The sequence below is a fragment of the Sphingomonas larreae genome (genome assembly GCF_051400595.1).
Taxonomy (GTDB): domain Bacteria; phylum Pseudomonadota; class Alphaproteobacteria; order Sphingomonadales; family Sphingomonadaceae; genus Sphingomonas.
In genome coordinates, this window is sequence record NZ_JBLFFI010000009.1 from 22,670 (window position 1) to 49,126 (window position 26,457).

A 26,457-nucleotide genomic window follows, 5' to 3' on the forward strand; every position below is an offset into this window, starting at 1 on the left:
TCGAAGATTATTTCGTCAGCGTAGGACCAAGGTTTTCCACGCACGGCTCCGTCCTGCCCCTGGAGAACAAGATCATAGGGGCTCTTCGTTGCGTAGACTGCTTGCTTCCACCAGCCTATCCACTTTGCTCGTCGCTGGCGCCGCGTCGGCGCAGACCGCGATCGACACGCGCCAGACCACGCCGGTGCGCACCTCCACCGTCAAGGCCGGAGCCCGCGACGACATCCGGATCGGCGCCAACGGCGCGGTCGTGCCCACCAGCGGCGTTGCGGTGACGATCGACAGCGACAACAAGGTCGCCAACGGCGGCCTCGTCCAGATCACGGACGCCGGCGACGCCACCGCGATCCTGGCGCAGGACAACGTGCGCGGCGACATCGCCAACACCGGCAAGCTGATCGTCGACGAGACCTATGCGCCGGTCGACACGGACAAGGACGGCGATCTAGACGGCGCCTTCGCGCAGGGTGCCCGCCGCTACGGCATTCGCACCTCCGGCCGCTTCACGGGGAATATCGGCAACGCCGGCGAGATCACGGTCGAGGGCAACGACTCCGCGGGCATCTACCTCGGCGGGGCGACGAGCGGGAACGTCACTCATGACGGCAAGACGACCGTCATCGGCGACCGCTCCGTCGGGGTGCGACTGGAGGCGGTGAGCGGCAGCGTGACGCTCGGCGGCACGGTTACCGCCTCGGGTCAGGGCGCGGTGGGCGCGCGGCTCGACGGGGACGTCGGCGGCGCTCTGACCGTGCAGGGGCTGATCGGCGCGACTGGCTACCGCTACACCACGGCGCCTGCAGGCGCGTCGAAGCTCGACGCCGACGACCTGCTCCAGGGCGGGCCTGCCCTGATCGTCGCGGGCAACGTCGGCGGCGGCATCGTGCTCGGCAACGCCACCGGCAAGGTCGCCGACGTGGTCAGCTTCGGCGGCGCCCCCGCCCTCCAGATCGGCGGGACGGGACGCGCCGTCACGGTCGGCGCGGTGGCTGGCAAGACGCCGGTCGCCGGTCTGGTGATCGACGGCAAGGTCACCGCGGACGGTGCCTACACCGGCGTCGCGTCGAACGCGCTCGCAATCGGTGGTCTGGGCGGCGGCGTGACGATCGCCGGCGGCGTTGCAGTCGGTGGCAGCGTCCAGGCGGGTGCGAGCGGCGGCAACGCCACCGCGATCCGCTTCGGCGCCGGGGCGGCCACGCCCGAGCTGCGCGTGACCGGTCTCGTGAATGCTGCGGCGAGCGGCGGTGCGACGCAGGCGATCGCGGTGTCGATTGAGGCGGGAGCTTCGCTGCCGGCGGTTCGGAACAGCGGGACGATCCGCGCCGGTGCGGGCACCGCGGCGACCGCGATACTCGACCGCTCGGGCACGCTGCTCCTGGTCGAGAACGGCGGCGCGATCGTCGCGGGCGGTGCGAGTTCCGCCAGCGGCAATGTGGCCATCGACCTCTCGGCGACGACCGCGGGCACAGTCGTGCGCCAGGTGGCAGGCGCGAGCGGGGCGGCCGCTCCGTCCATCACAGGCGGGATTCAATTTGGCAGCGGCGACGATCTGCTCGACGTCCAGGCCGGCACGGTCGCAGGCGACTTGACGTTCGGTGCCGGCAACAATCGGCTCACGATGGCGGGAGCGAGCGGCTACGCGGGCACCGCGACCTTCGGCGCCGGTGCGGATACGCTCGCGATCTCCGGCACGGCGAAGTTCGCCGGCACCGCCGACTTCGGTGGCGGTGCCGACCGGCTGACGATCGCAGGAACAGGTGTATTCGCCGGACGCCTGCTCAACGCTGGCGGCGCCGCGGTGAGCGTCGCGGCGGGGGGCGGGACCTTCGCGCCCACCGGCGCCACCAGCATCGGCTCGCTCGATCTCGGCGCCAAGTCGGTGCTCAGCGTCGGACTCGACCGCGGCAACCCCGCCGCCAACGTCATCCAGGTCGCCGGCGCGACGACGATCGGCGCCGATACCAAGCTCGCGCTGCGCGTCACAGGCGGCAGCGACGTTGCCGGACGCTACGTCGTGCTCACCTCGGGCACGCTGACCGGCGCGGCCAACCTCTCACTCACCACCGAGAACGTACCCTTCCTCTACAAGGGCGCGCTGGTGACGACGCTGCCCAACCAGGTCGCGGTCGACGTGGTGCGCAAGGCGACCGGCGAGCTCGGCTTCAACCGCGCTCAGGCGAGCGCCTTCGACGCGATCGACGCCGCGGTCGGCAGCGATGCCAAGGTCGCCGCCGCGATCCGCGGCATCTACGACGGCGGCGAGTTCCGCGACGCGGTCGACCAGATGCTGCCCAACTATGCCGGCGGCGTGTTCGAGGGCGTCACGCTTGGCTCGCGCGTCGCGGCACGCCAGCTGCTGGAGCCGAGCGGCCGCTTCACCGAGGAAGGCGGCTGGGGGGCCTGGCTCACCCCGCTCGGCTGGGACTCGTCCAAAGCGACGCGCGACACGCTCAGCTACGACGTCAACGGCTGGGGCTTTTCCGGCGGGCTCGAGCGCAAGACCGGCATGGGCAACATCGGCGTGTCGCTGAGCTTTCTGTCCGGTCGCGACAGCGAGGGCGAGGCGCTCAACCGCGTCGATCACAAGCAGTATGAGCTCGCCGGCCACTGGCGCGGTCATTGGGGCGGCCTGACGGCGAGCGCGCGCGCCTCGGCGGCGTGGATCTCGCTGGACAGCGTGCGGCGCTTCGACGGCGCGATCGGCAACGAGGCGGTCAGCCGCCGCGCCACCGCCGACTGGAACGCCCAGCTCTACTCCGGCGCAGCGGCGGTTGCATACGAGCAGCTGATCGGGCGCATCTCGCTGCGTCCCACGGTCGCGCTCGACTATTACCGGCTCAACGAGGACGCCTATCGCGAGCGTGGTGGCGGCGCCGCGATGGACCTCGCCGTGCGAGATCGTAAGAGCGACGAGCTCGCGCTGACCGGCAGCCTCGCCGCCGGCCTAAACATCGGCGGCTCCAACAGGTACGATCAGTGGACCCGGCTCGAGCTCGAGGGAGGCTGGCGCGAGCCCGTTGCGGGAGGCATCGGCCGCACCACCGCCAGCTTCGCCAATGGCAAGGCCTTCACGCTTGACCCCGAGGCGCGCGACGGCGGCTGGGTTGCCAAGGCGCGCGCGGTCACCGGCACCAGCGAGGTCAGGCTCAGCGGCGAAGCTGCCGCCGAGCGCCGCTTCGGCGACGTCGCGCTTTCCGCGCGCGCCGCCCTGCAGTTCGCCTTTTAGGCGAACCGCACGTGCATTCCCCTGCCACGTGCGGACTACGGGAGCTCCACCCGTCCACCCCTAGCGGGTGGAGCTCCTTCTTTCTTCAAGCGGCGACGGCTAGGGACACGCTGTTTCCGCGACCACAGGCAGTGAGGCCCATGCCCCCGATCGGGCTCGAAGCCGTCTTTCTCGACAATCGTGACCGGCTCGTCCGCTTCCTCGTCGCGCGCGGCGCAGGCGAGATGGCGGAGGACCTGCTGCACGATCTGTGGATCAAGGTCACGGCGCGGCCGAGCGGGCCGATCGACAACCCGCTGTCTTACCTCTTCCGCGCCGCGGACACGCTGATGATAGATCGGCATCGCTCGCGCACGCAGGCTCAGGCGCGCGACACCGCCTGGAGCGAAGCGGACGCAGGAGAAGTCGCGACGGGAGAGCGCATCGTGGCCGGACGGCAGGAGATGGCGCGCGTCGCGCACGTGCTCGCCGAGCTCGGGTCCCGACGGGAGGCGGTGTTCCGTCGGGCCCGGCTCGATGGTGTGCCCCAGCGGCAGATCGCCGCCGAGCTCGGCGTGAGTCTCAGCACCGTGGAGGCGGATCTTCGAGTCGCCTGCCGCGCGCTCGCCGCCCTGAAGGAAGAGTTATGACACGGATCGACGAGGAAGCGGTGGACTGGGCGGCGCGCGTGTCCGACCGGGATTTCACCGACTGGGACGGCTTCACCGCTTGGCTCGAGGCCGATGTCGCCAACTCGGCCCGCTATGACGCCGCGGTCGTCGCGTTGGCAGGCGCCGAGCGGACGGTGGCGCAGCTGCCTGCCGGTACTTCGGCGGTAGCCGCACGGTCGCGAAAGCCTGGCCCAGCCAGCCCTAACGCCAGACACTGGCTTGGTGCCGCAGCGGCTGCTGCCGTGATCGGTGCAATCGGGATCACGGCCTGGCAGGAGCGGGCACAACCCTATGCCGTGGAAACCCGGGCCGGAGAGCAGCGCGTCGTGGCGCTCGCCGACGGCAGCTCGGTGATCCTCGCTGGCGGTTCGCGGCTCATGCTCGACCGCGCGGATCAGCGACATGCCACCATGGAGGCCGGCGAAGCGCTCTTCCGTGTCCGTCACGATGCGGCACGTCCCTTCCGCGTCGACGCGGGCGGCCTCGCGCTGACCGACATCGGGACCGTCTTCGGCGTCAAGCGTGCCGGCGCGCTGACCCGTGTCGCGGTCGCAGAGGGTGCGGTGCTCGTCGACCCCGAGGGCGCGGCCTTGCGTCTCGATGCTGGCGAGACGGTCGTCGCTGACGGCGATCGGCTGGTGGCAGGCCGGGTCGCGGTGTCGGACGTCGGAGCGTGGCGAGAGGGGCGCCTGGCCTATGACGGTGCCCCTCTTGGCGAGGTGGCGGCGGACCTCTCGCGCCAGCTCGGCCGGCGCGTGCGGGTCTCGCCCGCCGTGGCGACCCGACAGTTCCGAGGTACGCTCGACGTGCCGAGCCTGCGCTCCGACCCGGCGACCCTTGGGGCACTGCTCGACGTGCGGGTGCACGCGGACGCATCGGGCTGGACTCTGGAAGCGCGCGAGTGAGAGGGGCTGAGGGCAGATGTCCTCGTTCCTTCCCGATTGAAGCAGAAGTGCCTGCGAAACCTAGATCGCGGCGTTCTTGGTGCGCCGACCTGATCTCAGGACCGCTGCCGCTTGCCCTGGCCGCGGCGATCTGGACGGCCCCCGCCTCGGCACAAACCCTAGCGCTCGATCTGCCCGCCGCGCCGCTCGGCCGGCAGGTCATAGGGCTCGGCCGGGCCGCGCGGATCAGTGTGGTGGTCCCGGACCGCCGCCTCTGGGCACGGCCGGTTCCGGCTCTGCGAGGACGATACGATCCCGAAGCAGCCCTTGCTGCGATCGCCAAGGCGGCGGGCGCCCGTGCCCAGCCGCTCGGAACCGCGAGCTGGAGGATCGTACCCGCCACCACCGCGGTGCGGATCCCGACGCAGCCGCCTGCCGACAGGGTCCCGCAAGCTGAGCCTGCTCCCGACGACGTGATCGTCACCGCGAGCAAGCGCGAGATCCCGCGCGAGCGCTTCGCCGGTGACACGCACCGCGTCGAGGGCGCCGAGCTCGAGCTCGGCGGCGCCGCCGGCACCGACCGGCTGACCACTCGCCTCGCCAGCATCGCCTCCACCTACCTGGGTGCAGGGCGCAACAAGCTCTTCATCCGCGGCATCGCGGATTCGAGCTTCACCGGCCCCACGCAGGCTACGGTCGGTCAGTACCTGGGCGACCTGCGGCTGAGCTACAACGCGCCCGACCCCGACCTGCGGCTCGCCGACCTCGCAGCCGTTGAGGTGCTCGAGGGGCCGCAGGGCACGCTCTACGGTGCCGGCTCGCTGGGCGGACTGATTCGGCTCGTGCCGAACGAGCCCGATTTGGCGGCGAACTACGGCAGCGCGACGCTCGGCGGCGCGCTCACCGCGCACGGCGCGGGCAGCGCCGACGCGCAGGCCACCCTCAATCTGCCGCTTGTGGCAGACCGGCTCGGGGTCCGTGTGGTCGGCACCGCGACGCGCGAGGGCGGCTACATCGACAAGCCGGCGCTGGGACGCACCGACGTGAACGCCACACGCATCTACGGCGGCCGCGCTGCGGCGCTGCTTCGACTGGGCGACGGCTGGAGCGCCGAGGTGATCGCGGTCGGCCAGCGCATTCGCGGCGCGGACAGCCAGTATGCCGACCGGGACGCAGCGCCGCTGACGCGGGGCGCCATGGTCACGGAGGGGTTCCGCGCGGACTTCGCCCAGGCGCAGCTGGTGCTCGCGGGGCAGCTCGGTGCCGTACGGCTGCGCTCCACGACGGGCGTCACCGCGCACGACCTCACGGAACGCTACGACGCCACGCCGCTTGGCGGCCAGCCGCAGCTCTTCGTCCAGCGCAACCGCACGCGGATGACCGCTAACGAGACCCGGCTCTGGCAGTCGGCCCCCGGCGGCTCGGGCTGGCTCGCCGGCTTCAGCTACGTCCGCAACGACACCCGGCTCCGCCGGCTGCTCGGTGCGTCGGACGCTCCGCTGCCGACGACGGGCGTCGCCAACCGGATCGACGAGACCACGCTGTACGGCGAGGCGGGCGTGCGCCTGCTGCCGGGCCTGCTCACCTCCGCCGGGCTGCGCGTCACCCGGACCGAGCTCGGCGGGGCAGGCGAGGACGTCCCGGAGTTCGCGCTCGCGGCCGCGCGCGCGATCTCCGCGAGCAGGCGTCAGACGATCGCGCTTCCGGCCGCCTCCGCGCTGATCGACCTTGCGCCGCACACCAGCCTGTTCCTGCGCTATCAGCAGGGCTTCCGGCCGGGCGGCATCGCGATCGACGGCGACTACGTGCGCCGCTTCCGCGACGACCGCGTCGCCACGATCGAGGCCGGGGTGCGCACGGGTCGTCCGCGGCGCGATGCCCTCGACCTCGCGGTGACGGTCGCGCGCACGTCCTGGCGCGACATCCAGGCCGACTTCATCGATCCATCGGGACTGCCGACCACGGCCAACGTCGGCGACGGTCGTCTCTGGACCATCGAGGCGACCGCCGGCGTCGTTCCGCTGGCCGGCGTCCGCGTCGAGGCTGCGGTGACCTTCAACGACAGCGAGATCGACGAACCCTCCGCGGATCTCGTCCGCGCCCTTGCCGCAGGTGTCGCGTCCGACGCCGCCGACACGCGCGCGCAGGTGCTGGCGCGGCTCCGCCAGATCCCGAACATCGCCCGGATCACGACTCGGCTCGGCATCAGCTACGACGGGCAGGTCGGTGCGAGGGCGCTCCGGCTCGACGGCTGGCTGCGCTACGTCGGCCGATCGAGGCTGGGCGTCGGACCCGTGCTTGGCCAGGCGCAAGGCGATTATCTCGACAACGGTCTGACCGCACGCCTGGCGCTCGGCCCCATGGCCCTGACGGCCAGCGTGACCAACCTCGTCGACGAGCGTGGAAACCGCTTCGCGCTCGGCACTCCCTTCACGACAGGGCGGGAGCAGGTTACTCCCTTGCGGCCGCGCACGCTGCGCCTCGGCGTCGACGCGAGCTTCTGAGGTGCGCATGAGGAAGCCGGCGGATTTTTGCGAGCCTGGCCGCCCCGTGGTGCGGAACGCGCTCACCGGCGGCAGGACCTTCAGGTGGCCTGCACCGGCACTCTGTGTGCTGCTGGCGGTGATCCTCTACGTCGCCTGTCTGCCGCTCTCCAACGGCGACATCCGGCAGCATCTGCTGCACTGGACCGCATACCTCATCGAACATGGGCGCTTTGCAGCGCTGGGGGACGTCTTCTCCGAATACGCGCCGCCCTATCTCTACCTGCTGTCGCTCGCCACCCTTCTTGCGCCGCTGACCGGGCAGCTGGTCGCGATCAAGCTGGTGTCCATCGTGGGCACGCTGTTCCTCGCCGGCTGTATGCGCTGGCTCCTCGCCGCAGTCGTGGACAGGGACACCGCGCGGCGCGGCGCGCTGCTGCTACTCATCGTACCTACAGTGGTCGCGAACGGGCCGGCATGGGGGCAATGCGACGCACTTTATGCGGGCTTCGTGCTCGTCGCGGTAGGCGCGGTCGCACGCGGACGCATTCCGCTCGCCATGCTCGCTACGGGAATGGCGGTGTCCTTCAAGCTGCAGGCCGTCTTCGTAGCGCCTCTTGTTCTCGCCACGCTGCTGGCGTCACGCGGACGCTGGTGGACGCTGGCGTTCATGCCGTCCGCCTGCGCCGCCATGATGGTTCCGGCGTGGCTGGCCGGTCGTCCGGTTCGTGATCTCGCGCTGCTGTACCTAGCACAGGGCGAGTACTTCCACGATCTCGCGCGCTCGGTGCCCAACATGTGGCAGGTGCTGCGCGCTGTGGCGCCGAATGTGCCATACGGTCCCGGCGTGGCGGTGGGGCTGATCCTGGCGGCAGTCGCCGTCTTGGTCGTCGCCTTCGCCGCGCGCGACCGGTTGGACGATCCCCGGCGCGTCCTGCTGGTGGCGCTCACCGGTGCGATGCTCGTCCCCTACGTTCTGCCGAAGATGCACAATCGCTACTTCTTCCTCGCGGACGTGCTGTCGTTCGCGTACGCGATTGCCTCTCCGTCGCGGCGAGCCGTCCGGATCGCCATTCTGGTGCAGCTGGCCTCGCTGCTCGCCTATGCGACCTTCCTCGTCCATCTCACGGGCGGCGCCTTGGTCGGGGCGCTGATCATGACGTCGGCCCTGTTTCTAACTATTCGCGAGTTTGGCGCCAAGGTGGCGCCTCTCGGGACAGGCCTGCGCGTAAGGCTAGGGGTTCAGGAACGTACGCGACTTGCCCTGCGCCGGCGCAGACCGAATACCGCGAGATAGAGCACGGTCAGCCCGACGAGAGTGATGCAGACCGCCTCGAGCCAGAAGATGATCGGGTTCGCCCGCCGGGTCACGTCGCGGCCGCCGAGATGGATCACGCCGTCGGCGACGTCCCAGCCGAGCAGCCCCAGGATGACGAATCCTAACAGAGCCAGCGCAAGGCGTCCTGCAGGCGACGGGCGATCGTAGGTGAGCATTGCGAGAAGATCGATCCTCGCACGAAACCGCACAAGGGCTCGCACGCCGTTCATTCGACCCGGATGCAGATCGGTCAGTACGTGTTGCGTCCCAGCCACCAAAGGCAGAAGAGAGAGAGGGCGTACAGCAGCCTGCCGTGATCGCGACGACCCGTCCGATGCTCCTCGAAGGTGGCTTCCACCGCAGCGACGTTCAGGTAGCCTGCGGCGGCAACCCCGCTTTCGCGCCAGAGCTCGCGGGCGAAGCCGTCCAGGTCGCCCCGGAACCACTCGCCCACCGGCATCTGGAACCCCTGTTTGCGACGGTCGAGAATGCCGTCAGGCAGCCATGGCGCGACCGCGGCCCTGACCGGGTACTTGCCCGTCCCGTTCCGCAGCTTGACGTCTGCCGGCATCGCAAGTGCGAGAGACACGATCGACTGCGCCAGCATAGGCACGCGCACTTCGAGCGAGTGTGCCATGCTCGCTCGATCGACCTTGGTCAGCATGGCAGATGGCAGGTTCAGCTGCAGGTCGGCCATGGCGAACTGCTCGAGCCCGTCGGCGGAGACAGATGCCGGATCGGGGTAGTACTCGGCAGAAAGCGCCAGGACGGCGCCGTCGAGATCCCGGCCGTCGAGCAGCGTTCCGGTGAACAGACGACGGCGGAGTTCCGGACTGGTAATCTGCGTTTTTGAGAAAAAACGCGTTACGCCAGTGGGAAGGCCGGCGCTGCGTGCGGTCTTCTGCCATCGCTGCATGACCCTGTTGAGCCCGGACCATGAGGAAGGGGGCAGGTGCGCGAAGCCGCGCATGCCGCGTCGGACGACCGCTGGCAGCTGTCCGATGCGTCGTTCGGTGAGATGCCGCTTGTAGCCGAAGAAGAGCTCGTCGCCGCCGTCTCCCGAGAGCACGACTTTGACCTCGCTGGCGGCGAGTTCACTGAGGTACCATGTCGGCACAGCCGAGGGATCGGCAAAGGGCTCGTCGTACGCGCGCTGAATCTGCGGCAGCACGCGCCAGGCCTTCTGCGGATCCACCCGGTGCGTCCGGTGCACGCACCCGAGATGGCGGGCGACCGCCTCGGCATAGGGCGATTCGTCATATGCGCGCTCGGCGAAGCCAATCGTAAACGTCCTGATCGGCCGGTCCGATTGCCGTGCCATCGCGGCGACCACCGCCGACGAGTCGACCCCACCCGACAGGAAGGCGCCGACGTCCACGTCGGCGGCGACCATCTGCGATCGCACCGCACCGAGCCAGGCGGTGCGGAACTCCTCGATCCAGTCCATCGCCTCGGGGGCGTCCAGTGACCGGTAGCGCGGACGCCAGAACTCCAGGACATGCGGAGCTCCGCCCGCGTCGAGCCGCAGAACGTGTCCGGGCGGCAGGACGGCGACCTGACTGTAGATCGACCGGGGCCCTCGAACGTGACCGAAGCTGAAGTAGTCGTGGACGGACCGCGGATCGGGATCGAAGCGCAGATGCCGCAGGGTCAGCAGGGTCTTAAGCTCCGAGCCGAAGGCGAGCCGGCCGTCCTGCCACGTGTAGTAAAGCGGCTTGATGCCGACATGGTCCCGCGCGAGGGTCAGGCGCCGCGACGTGCGATCCCAGATGGCCGCCGCGAACATGCCGTCCAGGCGGTGCCAGGCCATCTCGGCCCACTGGCGCCAGGCCGCCAGGATCACCTCGGTGTCGCCGTTCGTCGAGAAGCGATGCCCGAGAGCGGCCAGCTCGGCGCGCAGCGCGCGATAGTTGTAGATCTCGCCGTTGAAGACGATGACGTGGCGGCCGTCGTCGCTGAAGATTGGCTGATCGCTGCCTGCCAGGTCAATGATACTGAGCCGGCGCATGCCGAAGCCGAAGTCGCGGTCGACGAACGAGCCTTGGCTGTCGGGTCCGCGGTGGACGATCGTGTCGCACTGCCGGGTGACCGACGCCGGATCGATCGCCTCCAGCCCTGGCGCATACTGACCGGCTATCCCGCAGATGACTTTTCCCCCTCGTTGACCTGATGAGCAGTTCGCGCAGGCGTCTAGCCGCGACCCGGCCCCGTGTCACCGTCGCCTTGCCGGCGGGCGGCGCGCCTCCTACGCCGTCCCGCATGGACCGGGGTTCAGGACAGTCGAAGGACGGCGGCGGTGCGATCCGCGCAGCGCTGCGCAATCTCAGTTGGCTCTTGGCCAGCCGCGGCGTCCTCGCAGTGCTGTCGCTACTTTACCTCGGTCTTGCGACCCGTACTCTGGGCATGGCCGACTTCGGTCGGTTCGCGCTCGTGGGCGGAGCCGCACAGGCGCTCGCGGTGCTCGCCGGTTTCCAAACGTGGCAGGTTGTGGTCCGCTTTGGAATGGATCACCGCACGGCGGCAGACGAGGAGGCGCTCGGGCGGCTCTACCGCCTTTGCATGCTCCTTGACGGTGCCAGCGCGGTGCTCGGCCTTCTTCTCGCGACGGTGATCCTTGCGGTCTGGCGCGACCGGCTCGGCATCTCCGCCGCGCTGCTCCGCGACACGATCGTCCTTACGGCCGCGCAGCTGCTGTCGATCCGCTCCACGGCGATCGGCATTCTCAGGCTGTCGGACCGCTTTCGCGAGGCCGCAATGGCGGACAGCGTCACGCCGATCGTGCGCTTCGTCGGCGCGATCCTGGCGGCAGCTCTCCTGCCTACGCTCCACGCCTTCCTCTGGGCGTGGAGCGTGGCCGAGATCGCGACGGCGGCCGCCTACTGGTTTCTGCTCGTCCGCAGCGGCGACGCCGCTCTGATGTGGCGTGCGCGCATTGGGAGGCGGGTCCGAGCCGAGAACCCGCACATCGGGCGGTTTCTCCTCAACAGCAATCTCGTCTCCTCGCTGGGGCTCGCCACCAAGCAGCTTCCGCTGCTGCTCGTCGGCGGCTTCGCCGGTCCGGTCGCGGCGGGCGCGTTCCGGCTGGCGCTCCAAATCGCACAGGCACTGGCGAAGCTTGCCCAGCTCATCGCACGGGCTGCCTTCCCCGAGGTGGTCAGGGCCGTACGTGGTGTCGCGCCCTCGGAGATAGCCGCGGTTCTGACACGCATGATCAGGGCGAGCGCACTCGGCGCGGTCGCGATCCTGCTGCTTATCGCGATCGTCGGCAGACCCCTGCTCGTCCTGGTGGGCGGAGATGAAAGCTACGGCAGCGCGTACTGGCTCCTCATGTGGCTTGCGGCCGCAGGCTCGATCGACCTCGCCGTGGTCGGACTTGAGCCAGTCCTTCTCGCCGCCGACCGGTCCGGCGCGGCGATGACGGCCCGGGCCGCCGGTGTCGCGGCTCAGCTCACGCTGTCCCTGGTCCTGCTGCCGCGCATCGGTGCCGCGGGAGCGGCCATCGGCGTGTTCGGCGCGTCGCTATCCGGTGCGATCCTCCTCGGCGCCACCGTTCGAACTTATGCGAGATCGCGCGCCTCTGCCTGACCGACGAGGTGGCGGACCAGGTCGAGATCGGCAGGCTTGTCGACGTCGACCGCCGCCAGTCCATCCTTCGCCTCGACGATCGCCGCCACCACCCCTGCGCGTCGACCCAGATGGGCGACGGCTTCGGCGAGCGAGAGCCGCCCGAGCAGATACCGCACGAGCAGGCCGGGGCCGAGCCGCCGAACGATCCGCCAGGGTCTCTTGCGGTCGCGTTCCACCTCCTGCCAGAGCCGGATCATCCTGTCGGCCTGAGGCGTGGCGAGCAGGAAGAGGTTGCAGCCCGACCAATCCCCGTCCGAGAAGCGAAGATAGGTACGTCGGGATCCAGGAGCCGCGCGCTCGATCGTTTCGCGCCGCGCCAGCAGCACCGCGACGTCGACTCCGGCCTCAACCTGCCTGACGAAGTCGACTATCCACTCGGGTCGCAGAAGCGCGTGGTCGCCCGTGGTCACCAGAAGGGGAGCTCCCAATTTGTCGAGCGCCGCGGCCGTGCTGGCGCTGGGGCCAGCCGCCGCCGCGATGCACGTGGCGCCGTGGCGCTCGGCCTCTGCGAGAACCGCGGGAGCGTTCGCCGACACGACTGCCTTCCGGACGCCGGCGTCTTGAAGGGCGGCGAGGACGCGGGCGAGCATCGAGCAGTCGCCAACGGGGACTAGAGCCTTTTCCGCCACTCCCGCGTAGGCCGCGACCGGATCCCCGTCGCCGCGCGATCCGGCGAGGACGAGCGCCGACGCGATCACGACGGACGTCTCCACACACGCCAGAACACGCCTGGCGCGGCCAGGATCGGGTGACGTTCGCGAAAGGGAGTCAGGGCGATGCGCACGCCGGTGTGGCGCTCGATCTTCCAAAGGCCGTACCTTGCCGCGCCCTCGAAGGTGAAGGCCGCCTTCACGAGGCGGACCAGGTTGATTGATCGGCCGGCACGGGCCACCCGGAACCAGGCCGAGGCGATCGCGCGCATCTGCCGCTCCGTCGGTCGCGGGGACAGGTGCCCGCCTTCCTGATCGAATTCGATGCCACCGGTTCCCCAGGCGAGAGGCAGGAGATCGTCGTAGCGGCGTCGGTCGTAGCTCAGGATCTGGTCCTCACGCCCGGGGGCCTCGACGCGCAGCTCGGTGGAGTAGGTCGCCCGGAACAGGCCGCGCCAGAAGTCGCCCGCCTCGCCCGACGTCTCATGGTGCAGCGTCGCGAACCAGCCGGCGGTCACTGACGCATGGGCGACGGCGTCGGCGACGCGGCGGCGAATCGCCTCGTCCCGTGCCCATATCAGTGCGCATGGCTGCACAAAGCGGGCCCAGATCGTCGTGTCCAGCGTCGCGCCCCTGGCGGCACGCTCGAATGTCGCGATCTGCATGGACGCCACCTTGGCGCGTACGGTTCGCCCTCCGGTTTCCACCTCGTGATAGCTCACGTCCGGCCAGATCAGCCGGCTCAGCAGGCTCGTTCGCTCCTCCGGGGCGCGCAGGACGTAGAAGTCCAGCACGCCGTCGAGATCACCGGTGCGGAGGACGGAGCCGTAGAAGAGGACGGCCGCTCCGCCCATGCGTCGTGCGATCGCGTGAGCCGCGTCGCGGATCGTGGAGGAGACCGGCCGGGCCAGCTCCGCCTCAACCATGTCGCCGAGCGCGTTCACGCCGTGACGAAGCGGATCGGCGTCCCCGTTCGGATCGTCACGACCTCGGCCGGGTACGCCTCGCCATCCAGCACGAAGCCTCCGTCCAGCCGAAGCCTGAAGGAAGGAACGTCGTGGCGGTGGTGGTAGCCTGCACGTTCGAGCCAGCCGCCCTCCTGACCGGCCAGGATCGCGGGCGCGGCGATAGGCAAAAGCCGTGGCGGCGCCTCTACGGCCAGGAGGTTCAGACCTTCGGCGTTGGCGCCGAGCGGCCGCACACCGAGCGGCAGCCGGCGTAGCGTTGAGCCGAAGAGGACGTAGAGGTCGTCCTCCCACGTCGTCCCGTCCTGCAGATCCTCCAGCTGAATCCGTGTGCCAGCCCGCCAAGGATTGCCGCTGGTTCCGAACGCGGTCTGGACAAGTGCGCCCAGGATCGACAGACCAACGGCAATCCCGCCAAAGGCACCGATCGCATGCGTGCGCTGCGCGAGTTCCGTCGCCCGCACGAACCCGCCCGCGCCGAAGAGGAAGCCACGAAGGGAGGTGCCGTCCTCGCGACTGATCTCGATCGGCGAGCGCTCGATGGTACGCCCTTCGGCAAGCGCAGCCCTGGCGTCGCGAACCGTCCACCCTGCGGGAATGCCGAGGTCAATCGCCAGCGCGTTCGTCTTGCCCGAGGGGATCACCGCGATCGGGGGCAGCCCGGTCCCGAAAGCCTTTGGCGCCGCGGTCAGCACTTCGCGAACCGTCCCATCGCCGCCGTCGATGACGAGCAGCTCCACCCGGCGTGCGGCGAGTTCCGCAAGCGTCTCGGCAAGCTCCTCCTGCGAAGACGGGGCGTGAGTGAGGACCTCGCCCTCCGTCCTGCGGAGGAACGAGACGTTCCGGTTGCGACGGCTTCGCGGATTGCCGATGATGCCGACGCGCGCAGGTGCCGGCATGGGCGGGCTGAGCCGGGCGACACGGTCAAGCGGCTGCGGAAACGCCAGTTCCTTCAGCAGACCACCTGCCGCGACCGGCGCCAGCGCCGCCACGTTGCCGATCCCGGGGATCATCTGAACGTCGCTCCTCACGAAACTGTCACACTTTCCTTGTACGTCCGATACTGGCGGAAATGTGGCAGGCTAGAGGCTTGGCGCCAATCATACCTTGGTACGACTAAAGCAGATCAGCGCGAATACCGTGTGCTGATCCTGATTTCCGTCTCGCCAGGAACGGCGAAGCGCACCCGCTCGAAGCTCGGCAGTCCTAAAGTGGTCGGCGCGTCGTTGGAAAAGCCGAACCCCTCCTTCACGGAAAAAAGCGTTCGGTTGAAATGACGGTCGCCGTTCTCGTCGTGATAGGTTGCCACGGCATAATGGCCCGGCATCACCCAGAAGCAGGCGGTCGTCTCGGGTGAGCGACTCGGCACGCGGGCACGAAGGAGCTTGCCCTTCTTCGCTAGGAAACGTCGGGAGTCGTCCGGGTAGAGCGTGAAGGCCACCTCGCCCTGCGTGTTACGGACACCGGTAGCGATCAGCGCGAGGCGCACGCTGCCGGGCTGACGAGTGCCGACACAGGCGCCCCCTTGGGCGGTGGCGGGCACGGCTAGCGCTATGCCGGCGATGCCGGCGGCGAGTCTGACGATGCGAGTCATGAGCGCGATATGGTTTCGGCGCCGGCCTCCGCAAGCGAAGCCCAGTTGCTCATGCAAGCCAGCTCGTCAGCTTGCGGCCACCACGCGCGGCCGCCATCGCCTGCAGGAGGCGGACCAGATGGACCACTAGCGACAGCATGGTCCAGGCGGCCACCGCGACGATCCCCCAGTCGGGACGGCGAACGAGCAGGAGAGCGAAGAGGATTACCATGTTCGGATTGCGGCGGGCGGTGAACAGCCGGAACCAGCTGTCGAACCGGCGCCACACGTGGATGTGCATGCCGAAGCGCACAATGAACGCACCCTCAATCAGCCGCTGTGCGACATAGCCAAACAGCATGGCGGCCATCACGCCCCAGAACGTGGAGTCCTCCAGCGGACGGCCATAGGGCGCACACCCCGCCGCCCAGGCCCACCACCAAAACGGCGGATGCACGAGATCGACCCCGTGATCCCAAGCGTTGCCGAGCTTCGACGAGGTGATCGTGCACCGCGCGAGCTTGCCGTCGACGGTGTCCAGCACCATGAACAGCAGCCCGGTGGCGAGACCCGACCAGAACCAGCCGTGCCAGAAGGCGACGGTGGCCACGATGCAAAGCACGGACCCGATCGCCGTGACGCCGTTGGGCGTGACCCCGAGGCGCGCGGCGACGCGGGTAAGTGCGAAGGCCCACTCGGGCCAGAGATATTTGGTGAGGACGTCGGTGACGCCCTTGTAGGCGCCGACGTAGCTCGCCCGCTCGATAAGCGGCACGTTCGCGGGCACGAGGCGCTCGACGAACGGACGCTCGCGCTTGCGGAGCGCCTCGTTGAATATGCCCTCGTCCCGCTCAGCCGGCACGATCTGGAGATCGGTGGCAAGCGGCGCTCCCGAGGTCATCGCGACCTTCAACGCGGCAAGGTCCTCGGCAGGCACGTGCGCCAGTACCGGCACGCCCTCGCGGGTCACGACCGTCCCAGGGCGCTTCTGGAGCCAGGCGATCCAGGCAGGGTCGAAGGCGTAGCGGAGATCCGCGAGGATCGCCGTGCCCGAGGTCGGAGCGTCGTCGAAGGGGAGATTTCGTCCGGCGGCGATGCGCCGGACCCGCTCGCGCGAGCTCATTCCCCATATCGGAGTCGGATTGTCGTTGACCGGCACCAGGGCCGGCGGAGCTTCGTCTGACCGCATCGTCGCGCCCCTACCTTCGTAAACCGACCGTGGCGAGCACCCGGAGCACTTCGTCCGCGGCCCGCTCTGCGCCAGCGCCGCTCACGTCGCCGAGCGCGTCCGCCGCCAGTTCGACCTGTATCTGCTGGAAGCTGGCGTGCAGTTCCGGCGCACGGGCGGTAGCCGACAGGATGTCGGCGGGATCCGTGACGACCTCGCCGGCACGCCACATCGCGTAGCTCGGATCGTCGCGCCAGCTGCGTGCATCCGGATCGAGGAAGACTGCGGGCCTCGGTCGCATCAGGAACTCCATGAGCTGGCTCGACGTGTCGCCGAGGTAGATGTCCGCGGCCGACGTGTAGCTGCCGTCCACCATCGAGAAGCTGTCGAGGTCGCAGTGCACGTGCCGAAGGCCGGCGACCCGAGCAAGGACGCCGCGGACCTCCGGTGCCCGCTCGAAAAGGCGCTGGTGCGGCGCCAGGATCACGTTCCACTCGGCCTGTTCCGCAAGCAGTTCGACGACGCGGCGCCCCCACGCGGGCCACGAGGACCGGTGAGGCTGCCAGTGAGGGGCATACAGCACGGTCGGGCGGTCATCCGCAAAGAGCGACCTCGCGGCGGTGCGATGGCGGAAGGCCGCCTTGACGTAGCCAGTGGCCACGATCCGGTCTGCCGCCATCCCGCGTGCGATATAGGTCGCGCGCTCCTTCTCGCTCGGCACGAGCGTACGGTGCGCGGCCATTCGGCGGGGATCGTCCCGCGCGCTCATCGAGCCAACGCCGTGAGAGGTCTTCACGAAGCGCGTTGGCAGCCAGGGCAGGAGGCGAGGTAGCCAGAGGCTCGTCTGCTCGGCGCACACGACGACGGGCGTACGCGCCAGATGCGGCACCAGGCGCGCGAGCATCGGCAGCTTCGATGGCAGGCGGGCGTCATGCCGGAAGCCCGGTGCGCGACGCAGGCGGACTGTCGGTAGGTCGGCGATCCAGGGCTGCAGCACTGCCTCGAGTCCGACGTTGGAGATCCAAAGGTCTATGGCCACGTCCGCTGCCCGCTTCGCCACCGCCTCGACGATCGGGAAGAGGTGAGGAACGAGCAGCGTCTCGCCGAGCAGGAGAAAGCTGACGCTTCGCCTCAAGCGTCCGCGCCCCTGCGCGAGGCCCAGCGGCTGATGTCCTCGGGCCGATCGATCTCCGCCCAGCCGCCGCCGTCCTCTACGATCGCCGTCACCTGGCCCTGCGCCGCCAGCGCCGCGACGACGTCGTGGTGGTAGGCCTGAATCCCGTTCTCGCCCGCGATGACCCTCTCCAGCACCGCGCCGTAGCCGCTGCCCCGCGCGCCCAGCACCACGCCGAGCGACCGATGGGTCGCAAACTCGGGCGGCACCGCCTTTGATACGGCAGCTACCCTACCTCCTTCCACCCGGACCAGCATGTCGTCCGCCGCCGCCTGGCCCAGCGGCTCGACGACGAGCGCGACGCTCTCGACGGTGACGTTCATGGCCCGGTGCAGGATGTCGCCGGTCAGGGTCGTGTCGCCGTTCAGCAGGCAGAACGGCTCGCGGAAGGCGTCTCGCGCCATCCACGCGCTGCCGATGCTGCTCGAGACGGCCCAGAAGGGATTGAAGCGCAGCTCCACCGGCAGGGACGGGCGTTGAGTGGCGAGATGGGCGCCGACCTGATCGTAGCGGTAGCCTGCGACCACGATGGCGGCGTCCGCCCCGGCCTCGGCGAGCGCGTCGAGCTGATGATCCAGGATGGCGCGTCCTCCGACCGGCACGAGGCATTTCGGCATGAGTTCGGTCAGGGGCAGCAGGCGCGACCCCCGGCCGGCGCTCAGGATCACCGCGCGCATGCATTCTCCTCCCGCAACGCTTCGCCGGGCACGTTCCAGTCGAGGACCTGCCAGCCTCTTGCCTGCGCCTCTCGGCGAAACCGGCGATCCGGGTTCACGACGAAGGGCTCGTCCGCGAACTCGAGGCACAGGGCGTCGGTGGCATGATCGCTGTAGAAGCGGATCGTCGTGCCGGCGCGTGCCATCCCCTCGCGCGCAAGCCACTTCTCCACGGCCGCGAGCTTGGCCCGACCGTAGACGTTCGCGCCTGCCAGCCTGTTGAGGAGATCGCCCTCGGCCGAGCGCATGGCCTCGGTCGCCACGATGTCGGCGATCCCGAGGCCGCGTGCGATCGGTTCGGCGTAGAAGCGGTGCGCGGCGGTCGCGAGCACGACGCGGTAGCCGGCGTTCCGGTCTGCGGACATCCTCGCGCGTGCTCCTGGTCTCACGTTCCGTGCGAGAACCCGCCTGGCGAAGGCTTCCGCGAGGCTGGCTTCCGCCAGGGCGGGAAGGGATCGGCCCAGCATAAAGGCATGCATCAATTCCTTGAGCTTATCGCGCGAGAGCAGGCCGGCCCGCTTGGCCAGCGCCGCCATCGCGACGGCCGGGAGGAGGCCGAGGCGCCACGGGGCTCTGCGGAGCGCTGCGAACACGAGGAAGGCCGTCCACGTAGGAAGGCGCGTGACGGTCCTGTCCAGATCGTAGAAAGCGACGCGCACGATTAGGAAGCGCTCATCCGGACGGCGCAGGACGCCGCGGGAAGTGCCGCGAGGTGGGGCTTCTGGAGGATCGAACGTGGGAAATGCGTCTGGTGCATGATGCAGTGATCTCGTGCGCCAGCCCGACTCTGCAAGCACGATCGTCGAAGAGGTCGCGATGAAGTGATCGCGGTGCAGTTCGGCTGCGCGGCCGCAGCGGCGGAGCAAGCCGTCGTGCGGCGTGGTAGGCGGATGATCATGACGGTGGCGGAAGGTGGACTACGTTGCTCGGGACACGTGTTCTAGAGGCGGCCTGCACCCGGCGGTCAATCACACCCGTGTATGGCCACCTCGCAGCGGCACCGGAGATAGGTACTCATGACATGACGTCAGCGTGCGGCCCACCGCGTCCGGCTACCGGACCGGTTGCGGAGCGGACGCGAATGACGTCGTAGTCCTGCAGCAGCGGTGAAGCCATGAAGACGAGGTCGAGCTCTGCAACGCTCGTCGGCGTCCTGTCTCGCGCACGAAGGGTCCGCGTTCACGCCTCGGCGGTAGTCATGACGGTTGCTGGAGCGGATGTTGCTTGGGCAGTCAATTCTCGCTGGCCGACGAGCTCGCGGTAAGGCGAGGTCGCCGCAGCGCGTAGGTGATCAGGAAGCTGGTCGAGACGATAGACCGGCAAGTCGACGGAGGTCTTACCACCTACGGTGAGGCATTCAGCGTCAAGGTGCTCGGCCAGGCGGACGGCTACGATCGCGTCCCGCCCCCGATGGAGCAAAGGTCGACACTGGCGCTCTTCGAGCGTTCGCCTGAGCATGAGGGCGTTCGGCAGGGCTATCTAACGTCCCTGTACCACGGGCGGAAGACAACCAGGGCGTCGGAGCGGAAACGCGAGATCGCCGCTGCCTTATCAGGGGCCGCCGAGCGCTGATCAGGACCGCGCCGTTGCGTCGGGACCGTTCGGTCCATATCTCCTTGACGGCGACCGAGGAGGAGGCTGATGGCGCGGCCGCGCGGGTTCGACGAGCAGGTGGTTATCGATCGGGCGAAGCGCCTTTTCTGGGATCGTGGCTACGAGGGCACGTCCCTAAGTGAACTGCTCGCTCACACCGGTCTCACAAAGTCCAGTCTGTACAAGGCCTTCGGCAGCAAGGAGGACCTGTTCCGCAAGGTCGTCGCCTCGTACGACGATCGCCAATTGGACTTCCGCCGACGGGCTCTCGCCGAGACGACGCCTCGCAGCATCGTGGCGTCCCTGCTTCGCGGAATGGCCGCGCTGCATGCTGGCGACGATACGCCGCGCGGCTGCCTGGTCACGAACGCCGCACTGGCCTGCTCGCCCGAGAGCGACGGGGTCCGTTTAAAGCTGGTGGAGGAGCGCGAGGCGTTCAGGCGCGCGCTCGGCGTGCGGCTCGCCGAGGTGTCGGGCGGCTCGGACCTGCCGTCCGGTGCGAGCGCCGACGAGGCTGCCTCCCTTGTGCAGACGATGATCCAGGGAATGGCCGTGCAGGCAAGGTCGGGCGCCTCGCATGACGAGCTCGCAAGGGTGGCGGAGGTCTTCCTGCGATCCTGGCCGGAGCCGAACGCCGCGTTCATGCCGGACTCCAGTCTACATTACACCAAGGTATGAAGGACGGTGCCGAGCGCATGATGTCGCTTACCGGCTGAACGGCGCACCACACCTCCCGAACGACTTTCGGGAGATGGGCGATGGCGGAGCTGCAGCGCAGGCGTGCCGTGGTGAACGGCATCACGCTCTTCTACGTGACGGCGGGAACCGGGCCCGCCGTGCTGTGCCTTCACGGCTGGCCGCAAAACCATCGCGAGTTCACGCCCTTCTTCGAGCGACTGGCAACGCGCTATCGCTTTATCGCACCCGACCTGCGTGGCTATGCGGACAGCGACAAGCCCTACGCCGACTACCTGCCGGCGACGATCGCCCGGGACTTGCTGGAACTGGCGGACGTCGAAGGAGCCAACAGTTTCCACATCCTGAGCCACGATCTTGGTGGCCCGCCGTCCGTGGCGCTCGCGTACATGGCCAAGGAGCGCGCCCTGTCGCTGGCGACGATCGAGACGCCGTTCTTCGGCCTGAGCTACGACGGCTACGTCGATCCGCGTGTGCCGTACTGGCATCTCGGCATGCACGCGAGCATGGACGTCGCCCGCTTCCTGATCGAAGGTCGAGAAGAGCAGTACCTCCGGCACTTTTTCCGCGACTTCGCCTACGATCCCGAGGCGATCTCCGAGGAGGAGGTCCAGGCGTACGCGATGCAGATGAAGCAGCCCGGCAATCTGCGCGCCAGCCTCAACCACTACGGCTTCATCCCCGAAAAATCGGCACAGCTTGCGGAGTTCGCGCGCGAGAAGCTGCAGATTCCAGTGCTCGCATGGGCGGGCAGCCGATCGTTCGGCGAGCACTGCATCGCTAGCGCCCGTTCCCTCTCAGACTACGCGCATGGCGGGGTGATCGAGGACTGCGGCCACTGGGTGTTCGAGGAAAAGACCGACTTCATCCTGGGCGAGTGCGACGCCTTCTGGTCACGGACAGGCTCGTGATCGGCACGCAATCGACTGGAGCCGGCGCGTTCTCGATCGTCGCGGCCGAGCACACCGGGATCACGGTCAGCTCTCTCGACGCGGCTCTCGACTTCTGGATCAGGGTGCTCGGGTTCGAGCACCTCTACACCTGGAAGTTTGAGGCGACGGAGTTCATCGAGCAGCTGGTGGGGGTGCCCGGAGCGGCAATGCGACTGGCGATGGTGCAGGCGCCGGGACACGGCATCGAGCTGCTCGAGTACACGGCGCCGGCCGACCGCAGCTCCTTTCACCCGCGCGCGTGCGACGTCGGTTCGGTGCATATAGGCTTCTACGTGTCCGGCCTCGACGCGCTGCTCGACCGGATCGCAGCGGAGGGGTGGCATGCCGTCGGACGCGTCCAGACCGTCGCCGAAGGCGATCGAAGGGGACTGCGGCTCATCTACGTGCGGGGTCCCGACGGCGTGACCGTCGAGTTTCTAGAGAAACCCGGGGACGACCAACGTCCACCCAACACCAGAGAGGAAGTACGATGAAGAAGCTGTCTGTCATCGGGCTGGCTGGCATGCTCGCGGTCGCGCCGGCGCTCGCGCAGGAAGCTCCCGCTACGCTGCCGAACTACGAGAAGACGCTCGCCGAACTGATGGTCGAGAAGGCGACGGGAGGGGCAGGTGGCTCCGGAAATGCCAAGGTGCAGGTCGTCACTATCCTAGGCGACGCGTCGAAGCCCGGCATGTACGCGCAGCTCCTCAAGGTCGGCCCGAATGCCGAAATCCCTGCGCATCATCATTCCGGTGACCGTATCGGTACCGTGCTGAAGGGCACCTGGCACTTTGGCTTCGGGGCGAAGTACGATCGGGCGAAGCTCAAGACGCTGCCGGTCGGATCCGTCTACACCGAGCCGACTAACGCGCCTCATTTCGCGAAGACGGGGGCCGAGCCGGTCGTCGTGCTGCTGACCGGCACGGGGCCGACCGACACCGTCTACGAGAACCCGAGCGACGATCCCACGCAGGCGCGGTGATTACCGCGGGGCGGTCGCTCGAAGAGGCTCTGCCCGCAACGCCGTCGCATGTCCTTGATTGTGGACCGACCGGTCCCCATTAACGCTGCGAAGCCAGCGGAGCCAACATGACCAGCAAGCTCGCCATCCCCGCGCTCGCCGTGGGTGCCTTCGGGATAGGCGTGACCAAATTCGCACCCATGGGCATGCTACCGGTCATGGCGCGGGATCTCGCCGTCACCATCCCGGCGGCGGGCGTCCTGGTCACCGCCTACACCGTCGGCGTCACCGTCGGACCCCGCTCGTCACGCTGTCGACGGCGAGGTTCGCCCGCAAGGCGCACGCGGTCGTCGCCGCCCCCGGGCTTGCCGTGGCCATCGTCGCCGGCGTTCCGGCGGCGACGTGGGCCGGGAATGCGATCGGGTGGAGGATCGTCTTTCTCGCCACCGCCGCGTTGGCTTCGCGGCCGCGCTCATCCTTCTCGCCGTCCTTCCGCCGAGCGGCGCGGAAGCTCGCATAGGGGTGCGCAGGGACGCCTGTGCAATGATGTCGCGATCCGTGCTCGTCGCACTTTCCGTCACCACCATCCAGTCGGCCGTCATGTCCGTAACGCTGACCTACGTAGCGACGCTTCTTCACGAGGGTACGTCGGGTTCCGCTCTCTACGTCAGCGCCATGTCGGTCCTCCTCGGCGTCGGCATGACACTCGGCAACTGGATCGAGGGCCGTTTCGCCGATCGTGATCTCGAGCGTACGATGGTCGTGGCGCTGAGCTCGATTCCGCTGCTCCTCGCGGTCATGACCCTTGCGGTCGGCTCGACGGCGATCATGGCGCCCGTCATGCTGCTGTGGGGCGTGGCCGCGTTCGCGCTGGTGCCGCCGCTTCAGCTCTGGGTCGTCCACAAGGCGGCGGATGCCCCCAGCCCTGTCGTCGTCGACGAACATCGGCGCCTCAAACCTCGGCAACGCGCTCGGCGCGGCCATCGGGGCGATCGCGCTGCAGTGCGGGCTCGGCGTGCGGGCACTGCCCGTTGTCGGTGCGCTCCTCGCTCACGTCGTTCTCGCGATCGTTCGCCGGACGACGGCACGGACCCAAAACGCCCACGGCGTCCGCCCGCTTGCCGGCTGATGCCGGGCAACACTTTCTCAGCAAGGAAGGAATCGACGTGGCCACTCTCGAAGGCAGGAAGGTGCTCGTCACCGGCGCCAGCCGCGGCATCGGAGCCGCGATCGTGAGACGTCTCGCCGAGGAGGGGGCCGACGTCGCACTGACCTACCAGGCGTCGGCGGATGCGGCGGAGACGGTGGCGGCCGAGATCCGCGCCCTTGACCGCAAGGCGGTCGTCATCCGCTCCGACAGCGCGGATGCCGCTCAGGTGAAGGCCTCTGTCACGCAGGCGGTGGAGGAGCTCGGTGGTCTCTACGTGCTCGTCAACAACGCAGGTATCGCCCGCGGCGGACCGCTTACCGAGATGTCGCTGGAGGACATCGAGGCCATCCTCGACGTCAACGTGAAGTCGGTCATCGTCGCGTCGCAGGTCGCGATCCCGCACCTGAAGGGGGGAGGGCGTATCATCAACATTGGCAGCTGCCTGGCGGAGCGCGTCCTGCAGACGAACGTGGCGGTCTATTCCGCGAGCAAGTCGGCGCTTCTCGCGCTCACCCAGGCGCTCGCCCGCGATCTCGGCGAGGACGACATCGCGGTGACCGTCGTCCATCCCGGACCGACTGACACCGACATGAACCCGGCCGACGGTCCGGGAGCCGAGAGCCAGCGAGCGAATATCGCGCTCGGCCGCTACGGAACCGCGGAGGACGTAGCTGCGACCGTCGCGTTCCTCGCGGGACCGGGCGGCAGGCACATTAACGGTACCGGCATCACCGTAGACGGTGGTCTCAACGCCTGATCCGCCGTCCTGACCGGACAAGGCGTCTCTCGGAGCGGTCGCTTTCACGTACAATTGGAACGCCACCGGCACGCAGTTGCGCGCCGGTGGCGTTCGCTCTTTGCGGCGATCCTCGGTCAGCGCACCACGGCGTCCCGGCACGTCTCGAAGAGGAACCACGAGCGGCGCTCCGCCTGGTCGATCCAGTTCTCGAGCAGGCTGGTCGTGGCGGTGTCCGAATAGGACTCGCAGAGCTCGTGCACGCGGCGCATCTCGGAGACGATTTGCTTGTTGTCGCCGTGCAGCTCGGCCAGCATGTCGATCGGGTCGACGTACTCGGCGTTGTTGTCGAGCAGGCGCTGCCGTCCCGCGATGTCGGAGATCGACCGGATGGTCGTACCTCCGATTTTGCGCGCGCGCTCGGCGATGGGATCGACAGTCGAGAAGATTTCCTCGGCCTGTTCGTCCAGCAGCAGGTGGAAGTCGCGGAAGCTTCGTCCGCTCATGTGCCAGTGAAAGTTCTTCGTTTTCACGTAGAGCGCGAACACGTCGGCGAGCAGGCCCGCGAGGCCGGCCGAGATGTCACGAGTGGCATCGGAGCCGAGGTCGGTGGGCGTCGCGAGGAAGCGTCGCCCGAGGCTGACGGTGCTGTTCTGGTGGGTCATGCTTGCTCTTTCTTCTCTTGAGCAGGGTCACAGCTGCACGTGCGAGCGTATCGTCGGCCTGTTCGATGCAGCTGCCGTCGATCAAATGGAGCGGCCCGGGGGTGCTTCGTGCCGGCCGCCGGTCGGCTGCTCCGGGCGGCGAAGGCAGGAGCGGTCGCTCGCCTGCCTCCGTCGACCGCCAAAGCTCAGAAGCGGTAGGCCGCACCGACCATGATGCGGTGGCGGTCGAACTTGCCGCCATCGTCCTTCAGGTCGGCGTAGCGGTATTCCACCCGAGCGGAGATCTTGTCGTAGAGGACGCGCTCCACGCCGCCGCCAACCGTCCAGCCGTCGCGATTGCTCGCGTCCGTGGTGGTGCTACTCGCCGCCGCGACGGTAGTCCGGACACGCTCGTTCGCGTAGCCTCCACGGACGTAGAGCAGGGTGCCCGGTGCGACCACGTAGCCGGCACGTGCAGTGAGATCGAACGAGTACTTGGGATCCAAGTTCACGTTCGAGGCGGCGTTCCGCTGGCGGAGTTCGTCGCTGGCCGCGATGTTGATGTCGCCCTGTACGCCCAGGACCACGTTCGGCAGGATCTGCTGGTCGTAGCCTGCGAAGACGCCGCCGACGAAGCTGTCTCGCTTCTGGTCGATGGCGACCGTCCCGAGCTCGGTTCGCGGGTTGCGGATGGTCTCCTCGTTCCAGCCGAGCTGGACGCCGACACTGGGGCCGCTGAAGTCCTGCGCCTGGGCGGCGCCGGCGAGCGCGATCGAGGCGAGGGCGGGCACGACGAGGAAGCGCTTCATGTCTGATCTCCGAATTGCGCCGCCTGTCGATCAGTGCGGCTGACCAAACGACTTCTACGAGGCGACGCCACCACCATCATTCAGCTGCGCGGGCGCATCGGATCATCCGAACGTGAGGTCTTGATCATACGGGTAACGACCAGGATCATCCCCGCGGCTAGGAGTGGGAAGTTGTTGGGGGGAAGGACTTCCAAGGCGAACCGGAACTGATCGGGTTGCGAGAGGATTGGCGGCCGGCTTGCGCGCTACCGCTCACCCTGTGCAGAAATTGAGTTGCGCCCAAAGTTCCTCGCGCGGGGAATCCAGAAGCTGTCGTTCCCGGCGCCTGCGCACCTCTAAGTGCGGCCACACATTCATCTGGGCGAACGATCCGTCTGAGCGTTCCGCGAAGCTGTCGGTGTGGCTTGGTTGGTTGGATACCGGCCTCCTCCGCTGTTAAGCCGTCTGTCTCGAGAACCGGACGTTTGTTTAGGAGGCAGGGCGGGGGCTCGAGGGCCTGCGT

25 protein-coding genes are annotated in these 26,457 nt (G+C 68.6%); 12 read left to right on the plus strand and 13 right to left on the minus strand.

Annotated features, from left to right (window positions below; genetic code table 11):
• Window positions 1–88: 88 nt before the first annotated feature.
• From ACMGDM_RS19355 to ACMGDM_RS19375, 5 genes are all read left to right on the plus strand, one after another.
• Window positions 89–3,226, plus strand: a complete 3,138-nt coding sequence (locus ACMGDM_RS19355) for an autotransporter outer membrane beta-barrel domain-containing protein (protein ID WP_436805769.1) — start codon at window positions 89–91, stop codon at window positions 3,224–3,226.
• A gap of 140 nt (window positions 3,227–3,366) precedes the next feature.
• A complete protein-coding gene (locus tag ACMGDM_RS19360; RefSeq protein WP_436805770.1) occupies window positions 3,367–3,855 on the plus strand; it encodes an RNA polymerase sigma factor in 489 nt (162 codons plus the stop codon).
• Window positions 3,852–4,781 (plus strand): FecR family protein, encoded by a 930-nt coding sequence (locus ACMGDM_RS19365; protein ID WP_436805771.1) that lies wholly within the window; start codon window positions 3,852–3,854, stop codon window positions 4,779–4,781. Before ACMGDM_RS19360 ends, ACMGDM_RS19365 begins: the two co-directional genes overlap by 4 nt.
• Window positions 4,782–5,233: 452 nt before the next feature.
• On the plus strand, window positions 5,234–7,264 hold the full coding sequence (locus ACMGDM_RS19370; RefSeq protein WP_436805772.1) for a TonB-dependent receptor: 2,031 nt from the start codon (window positions 5,234–5,236) through the stop codon (window positions 7,262–7,264).
• Window positions 7,265–7,370: 106 nt separating this feature from the next.
• On the plus strand, window positions 7,371–8,540 hold the full coding sequence (locus tag ACMGDM_RS19375) for a putative hexosyltransferase (protein WP_436805773.1): 1,170 nt from the start codon (window positions 7,371–7,373) through the stop codon (window positions 8,538–8,540).
• On the opposite strand, the gene ACMGDM_RS19380 is transcribed toward ACMGDM_RS19375, so the two are convergent.
• Both ACMGDM_RS19380 and asnB read right to left on the minus strand, forming a co-directional pair.
• Window positions 8,486–8,737 carry a hypothetical protein gene (locus ACMGDM_RS19380; protein ID WP_436805774.1) on the minus strand — a complete coding sequence of 84 codons (252 nt, stop codon included), beginning with the start codon at window positions 8,735–8,737 and terminating at the stop codon, window positions 8,486–8,488. The genes ACMGDM_RS19375 and ACMGDM_RS19380 overlap by 55 nt on opposite strands.
• A 74-nt stretch (window positions 8,738–8,811) precedes the next feature.
• Window positions 8,812–10,707: an asparagine synthase (glutamine-hydrolyzing) gene (asnB, locus tag ACMGDM_RS19385; RefSeq protein ID WP_436805830.1), complete on the minus strand. Its 1,896-nt coding sequence runs from the start codon at window positions 10,705–10,707 to the stop codon at window positions 8,812–8,814.
• A gap of 113 nt (window positions 10,708–10,820) precedes the next feature.
• Here asnB and ACMGDM_RS19390 point away from each other — a divergent pair, with 113 nt between their 5' ends.
• A complete protein-coding gene (locus tag ACMGDM_RS19390; protein WP_436805775.1) occupies window positions 10,821–12,146 on the plus strand; it encodes a lipopolysaccharide biosynthesis protein in 1,326 nt (441 codons plus the stop codon).
• On the opposite strand, the gene ACMGDM_RS19395 is transcribed toward ACMGDM_RS19390, so the two are convergent.
• The 8 genes from ACMGDM_RS19395 to ACMGDM_RS19430 all read right to left on the minus strand — a co-directional run bounded on the left by ACMGDM_RS19395 (window position 12,119) and on the right by ACMGDM_RS19430 (window position 19,300).
• Window positions 12,119–12,886: an NTP transferase domain-containing protein gene (locus tag ACMGDM_RS19395; protein ID WP_436805776.1), complete on the minus strand. Its 768-nt coding sequence runs from the start codon at window positions 12,884–12,886 to the stop codon at window positions 12,119–12,121. The genes ACMGDM_RS19390 and ACMGDM_RS19395 overlap by 28 nt on opposite strands.
• Window positions 12,883–13,782 carry a hypothetical protein gene (locus ACMGDM_RS19400; RefSeq protein WP_436805777.1) on the minus strand — a complete coding sequence of 300 codons (900 nt, stop codon included), beginning with the start codon at window positions 13,780–13,782 and terminating at the stop codon, window positions 12,883–12,885. The genes ACMGDM_RS19395 and ACMGDM_RS19400 overlap by 4 nt, the downstream gene beginning before the upstream one ends.
• Window positions 13,779–14,816 carry a diacylglycerol/lipid kinase family protein gene (locus ACMGDM_RS19405; protein ID WP_436805778.1) on the minus strand — a complete coding sequence of 346 codons (1,038 nt, stop codon included), beginning with the start codon at window positions 14,814–14,816 and terminating at the stop codon, window positions 13,779–13,781. Before ACMGDM_RS19405 ends, ACMGDM_RS19400 begins: the two co-directional genes overlap by 4 nt.
• A gap of 113 nt (window positions 14,817–14,929) precedes the next feature.
• Window positions 14,930–15,397, minus strand: coding sequence for a DUF2141 domain-containing protein (locus ACMGDM_RS19410; protein WP_436805779.1), 468 nt, complete (start codon window positions 15,395–15,397; stop codon window positions 14,930–14,932).
• A gap of 49 nt (window positions 15,398–15,446) precedes the next feature.
• The gene (locus tag ACMGDM_RS19415) at window positions 15,447–16,565 is read right to left on the minus strand and encodes a CDP-alcohol phosphatidyltransferase family protein (protein ID WP_436805780.1); all 1,119 of its coding nucleotides are present in this window, start codon (window positions 16,563–16,565) and stop codon (window positions 15,447–15,449) included.
• 10 nt (window positions 16,566–16,575) lie between these two features.
• Window positions 16,576–17,679: a CDP-glycerol glycerophosphotransferase family protein gene (locus ACMGDM_RS19420; protein WP_436805781.1), complete on the minus strand. Its 1,104-nt coding sequence runs from the start codon at window positions 17,677–17,679 to the stop codon at window positions 16,576–16,578.
• Window positions 17,676–18,395, minus strand: a complete 720-nt coding sequence (locus ACMGDM_RS19425) for a phosphocholine cytidylyltransferase family protein (protein ID WP_436805782.1) — start codon at window positions 18,393–18,395, stop codon at window positions 17,676–17,678. Before ACMGDM_RS19425 ends, ACMGDM_RS19420 begins: the two co-directional genes overlap by 4 nt.
• Window positions 18,383–19,300 carry an HAD family hydrolase gene (locus ACMGDM_RS19430; protein ID WP_436805783.1) on the minus strand — a complete coding sequence of 306 codons (918 nt, stop codon included), beginning with the start codon at window positions 19,298–19,300 and terminating at the stop codon, window positions 18,383–18,385. Before ACMGDM_RS19430 ends, ACMGDM_RS19425 begins: the two co-directional genes overlap by 13 nt.
• Window positions 19,301–19,721: 421 nt before the next feature.
• On the opposite strand from ACMGDM_RS19430, the gene ACMGDM_RS19435 reads away from it, so the two are divergent.
• From ACMGDM_RS19435 to ACMGDM_RS19455, 5 genes are all read left to right on the plus strand, one after another.
• Window positions 19,722–20,006 (plus strand): hypothetical protein, encoded by a 285-nt coding sequence (locus tag ACMGDM_RS19435; RefSeq protein ID WP_436805784.1) that lies wholly within the window; start codon window positions 19,722–19,724, stop codon window positions 20,004–20,006.
• A gap of 69 nt (window positions 20,007–20,075) precedes the next feature.
• Window positions 20,076–20,705, plus strand: a complete 630-nt coding sequence (locus tag ACMGDM_RS19440) for a TetR/AcrR family transcriptional regulator (RefSeq protein WP_436805785.1) — start codon at window positions 20,076–20,078, stop codon at window positions 20,703–20,705.
• Between the two features lie 80 nt (window positions 20,706–20,785).
• On the plus strand, window positions 20,786–21,634 hold the full coding sequence (locus ACMGDM_RS19445; RefSeq protein ID WP_436805786.1) for an alpha/beta fold hydrolase: 849 nt from the start codon (window positions 20,786–20,788) through the stop codon (window positions 21,632–21,634).
• The gene (locus tag ACMGDM_RS19450; protein ID WP_436805787.1) at window positions 21,631–22,149 is read left to right on the plus strand and encodes a VOC family protein; all 519 of its coding nucleotides are present in this window, start codon (window positions 21,631–21,633) and stop codon (window positions 22,147–22,149) included. Before ACMGDM_RS19445 ends, ACMGDM_RS19450 begins: the two co-directional genes overlap by 4 nt.
• Window positions 22,146–22,637, plus strand: coding sequence for a cupin domain-containing protein (locus tag ACMGDM_RS19455; protein ID WP_436805788.1), 492 nt, complete (start codon window positions 22,146–22,148; stop codon window positions 22,635–22,637). The genes ACMGDM_RS19450 and ACMGDM_RS19455 overlap by 4 nt, the downstream gene beginning before the upstream one ends.
• A gap of 264 nt (window positions 22,638–22,901) precedes the next feature.
• Here the strand turns inward: ACMGDM_RS19455 and ACMGDM_RS19460 are convergent, their stop codons facing one another.
• Window positions 22,902–23,561, minus strand: a complete 660-nt coding sequence (locus ACMGDM_RS19460; RefSeq protein WP_436805789.1) for a hypothetical protein — start codon at window positions 23,559–23,561, stop codon at window positions 22,902–22,904.
• Between the two features lie 92 nt (window positions 23,562–23,653).
• Here ACMGDM_RS19460 and ACMGDM_RS19465 point away from each other — a divergent pair, with 92 nt between their 5' ends.
• Window positions 23,654–24,523 (plus strand): SDR family oxidoreductase, encoded by an 870-nt coding sequence (locus tag ACMGDM_RS19465; RefSeq protein ID WP_436805831.1) that lies wholly within the window; start codon window positions 23,654–23,656, stop codon window positions 24,521–24,523.
• Window positions 24,524–24,639: 116 nt separating this feature from the next.
• Here ACMGDM_RS19465 and ACMGDM_RS19470 read toward each other — a convergent pair whose 3' ends face one another.
• Both ACMGDM_RS19470 and ACMGDM_RS19475 read right to left on the minus strand, forming a co-directional pair.
• The gene (locus ACMGDM_RS19470; protein ID WP_436805790.1) at window positions 24,640–25,167 is read right to left on the minus strand and encodes a Dps family protein; all 528 of its coding nucleotides are present in this window, start codon (window positions 25,165–25,167) and stop codon (window positions 24,640–24,642) included.
• A 185-nt stretch (window positions 25,168–25,352) separates the two neighbouring features.
• Window positions 25,353–25,955, minus strand: a complete 603-nt coding sequence (locus ACMGDM_RS19475) for an outer membrane protein (protein WP_436805791.1) — start codon at window positions 25,953–25,955, stop codon at window positions 25,353–25,355.
• Window positions 25,956–26,457: the final 502 nt, after the last annotated feature.

What these genes read in the sequence shown, in the direction of transcription:
- ACMGDM_RS19360 (WP_436805770.1), top strand. Translation starts at nt 3,367, where the DNA reads ATGCCCCCGATCGGGCTCGAAGCCGTCTTTCTCGACAATCGTGACCGG.
- ACMGDM_RS19365 (WP_436805771.1), top strand. Translation starts at nt 3,852, where the DNA reads ATGACACGGATCGACGAGGAAGCGGTGGACTGGGCGGCGCGCGTGTCC.
- ACMGDM_RS19380 (WP_436805774.1), bottom strand. Translation starts at nt 8,737, where the DNA reads ATGCTCACCTACGATCGCCCGTCGCCTGCAGGACGCCTTGCGCTGGCT.
- ACMGDM_RS19390 (WP_436805775.1), top strand. Translation starts at nt 10,821, where the DNA reads ATGGACCGGGGTTCAGGACAGTCGAAGGACGGCGGCGGTGCGATCCGC.
- ACMGDM_RS19405 (WP_436805778.1), bottom strand. Translation starts at nt 14,816, where the DNA reads ATGATCCCCGGGATCGGCAACGTGGCGGCGCTGGCGCCGGTCGCGGCA.
- ACMGDM_RS19410 (WP_436805779.1), bottom strand. Translation starts at nt 15,397, where the DNA reads ATGACTCGCATCGTCAGACTCGCCGCCGGCATCGCCGGCATAGCGCTA.
- ACMGDM_RS19415 (WP_436805780.1), bottom strand. Translation starts at nt 16,565, where the DNA reads ATGCGGTCAGACGAAGCTCCGCCGGCCCTGGTGCCGGTCAACGACAAT.
- ACMGDM_RS19425 (WP_436805782.1), bottom strand. Translation starts at nt 18,395, where the DNA reads ATGCGCGCGGTGATCCTGAGCGCCGGCCGGGGGTCGCGCCTGCTGCCC.
- ACMGDM_RS19440 (WP_436805785.1), top strand. Translation starts at nt 20,076, where the DNA reads ATGGCGCGGCCGCGCGGGTTCGACGAGCAGGTGGTTATCGATCGGGCG.
- ACMGDM_RS19445 (WP_436805786.1), top strand. Translation starts at nt 20,786, where the DNA reads ATGGCGGAGCTGCAGCGCAGGCGTGCCGTGGTGAACGGCATCACGCTC.
- ACMGDM_RS19455 (WP_436805788.1), top strand. Translation starts at nt 22,146, where the DNA reads ATGAAGAAGCTGTCTGTCATCGGGCTGGCTGGCATGCTCGCGGTCGCG.
- ACMGDM_RS19460 (WP_436805789.1), bottom strand. Translation starts at nt 23,561, where the DNA reads ATGTTCGTCGACGACGACAGGGCTGGGGGCATCCGCCGCCTTGTGGAC.
- ACMGDM_RS19470 (WP_436805790.1), bottom strand. Translation starts at nt 25,167, where the DNA reads ATGACCCACCAGAACAGCACCGTCAGCCTCGGGCGACGCTTCCTCGCG.
- ACMGDM_RS19475 (WP_436805791.1), bottom strand. Translation starts at nt 25,955, where the DNA reads ATGAAGCGCTTCCTCGTCGTGCCCGCCCTCGCCTCGATCGCGCTCGCC.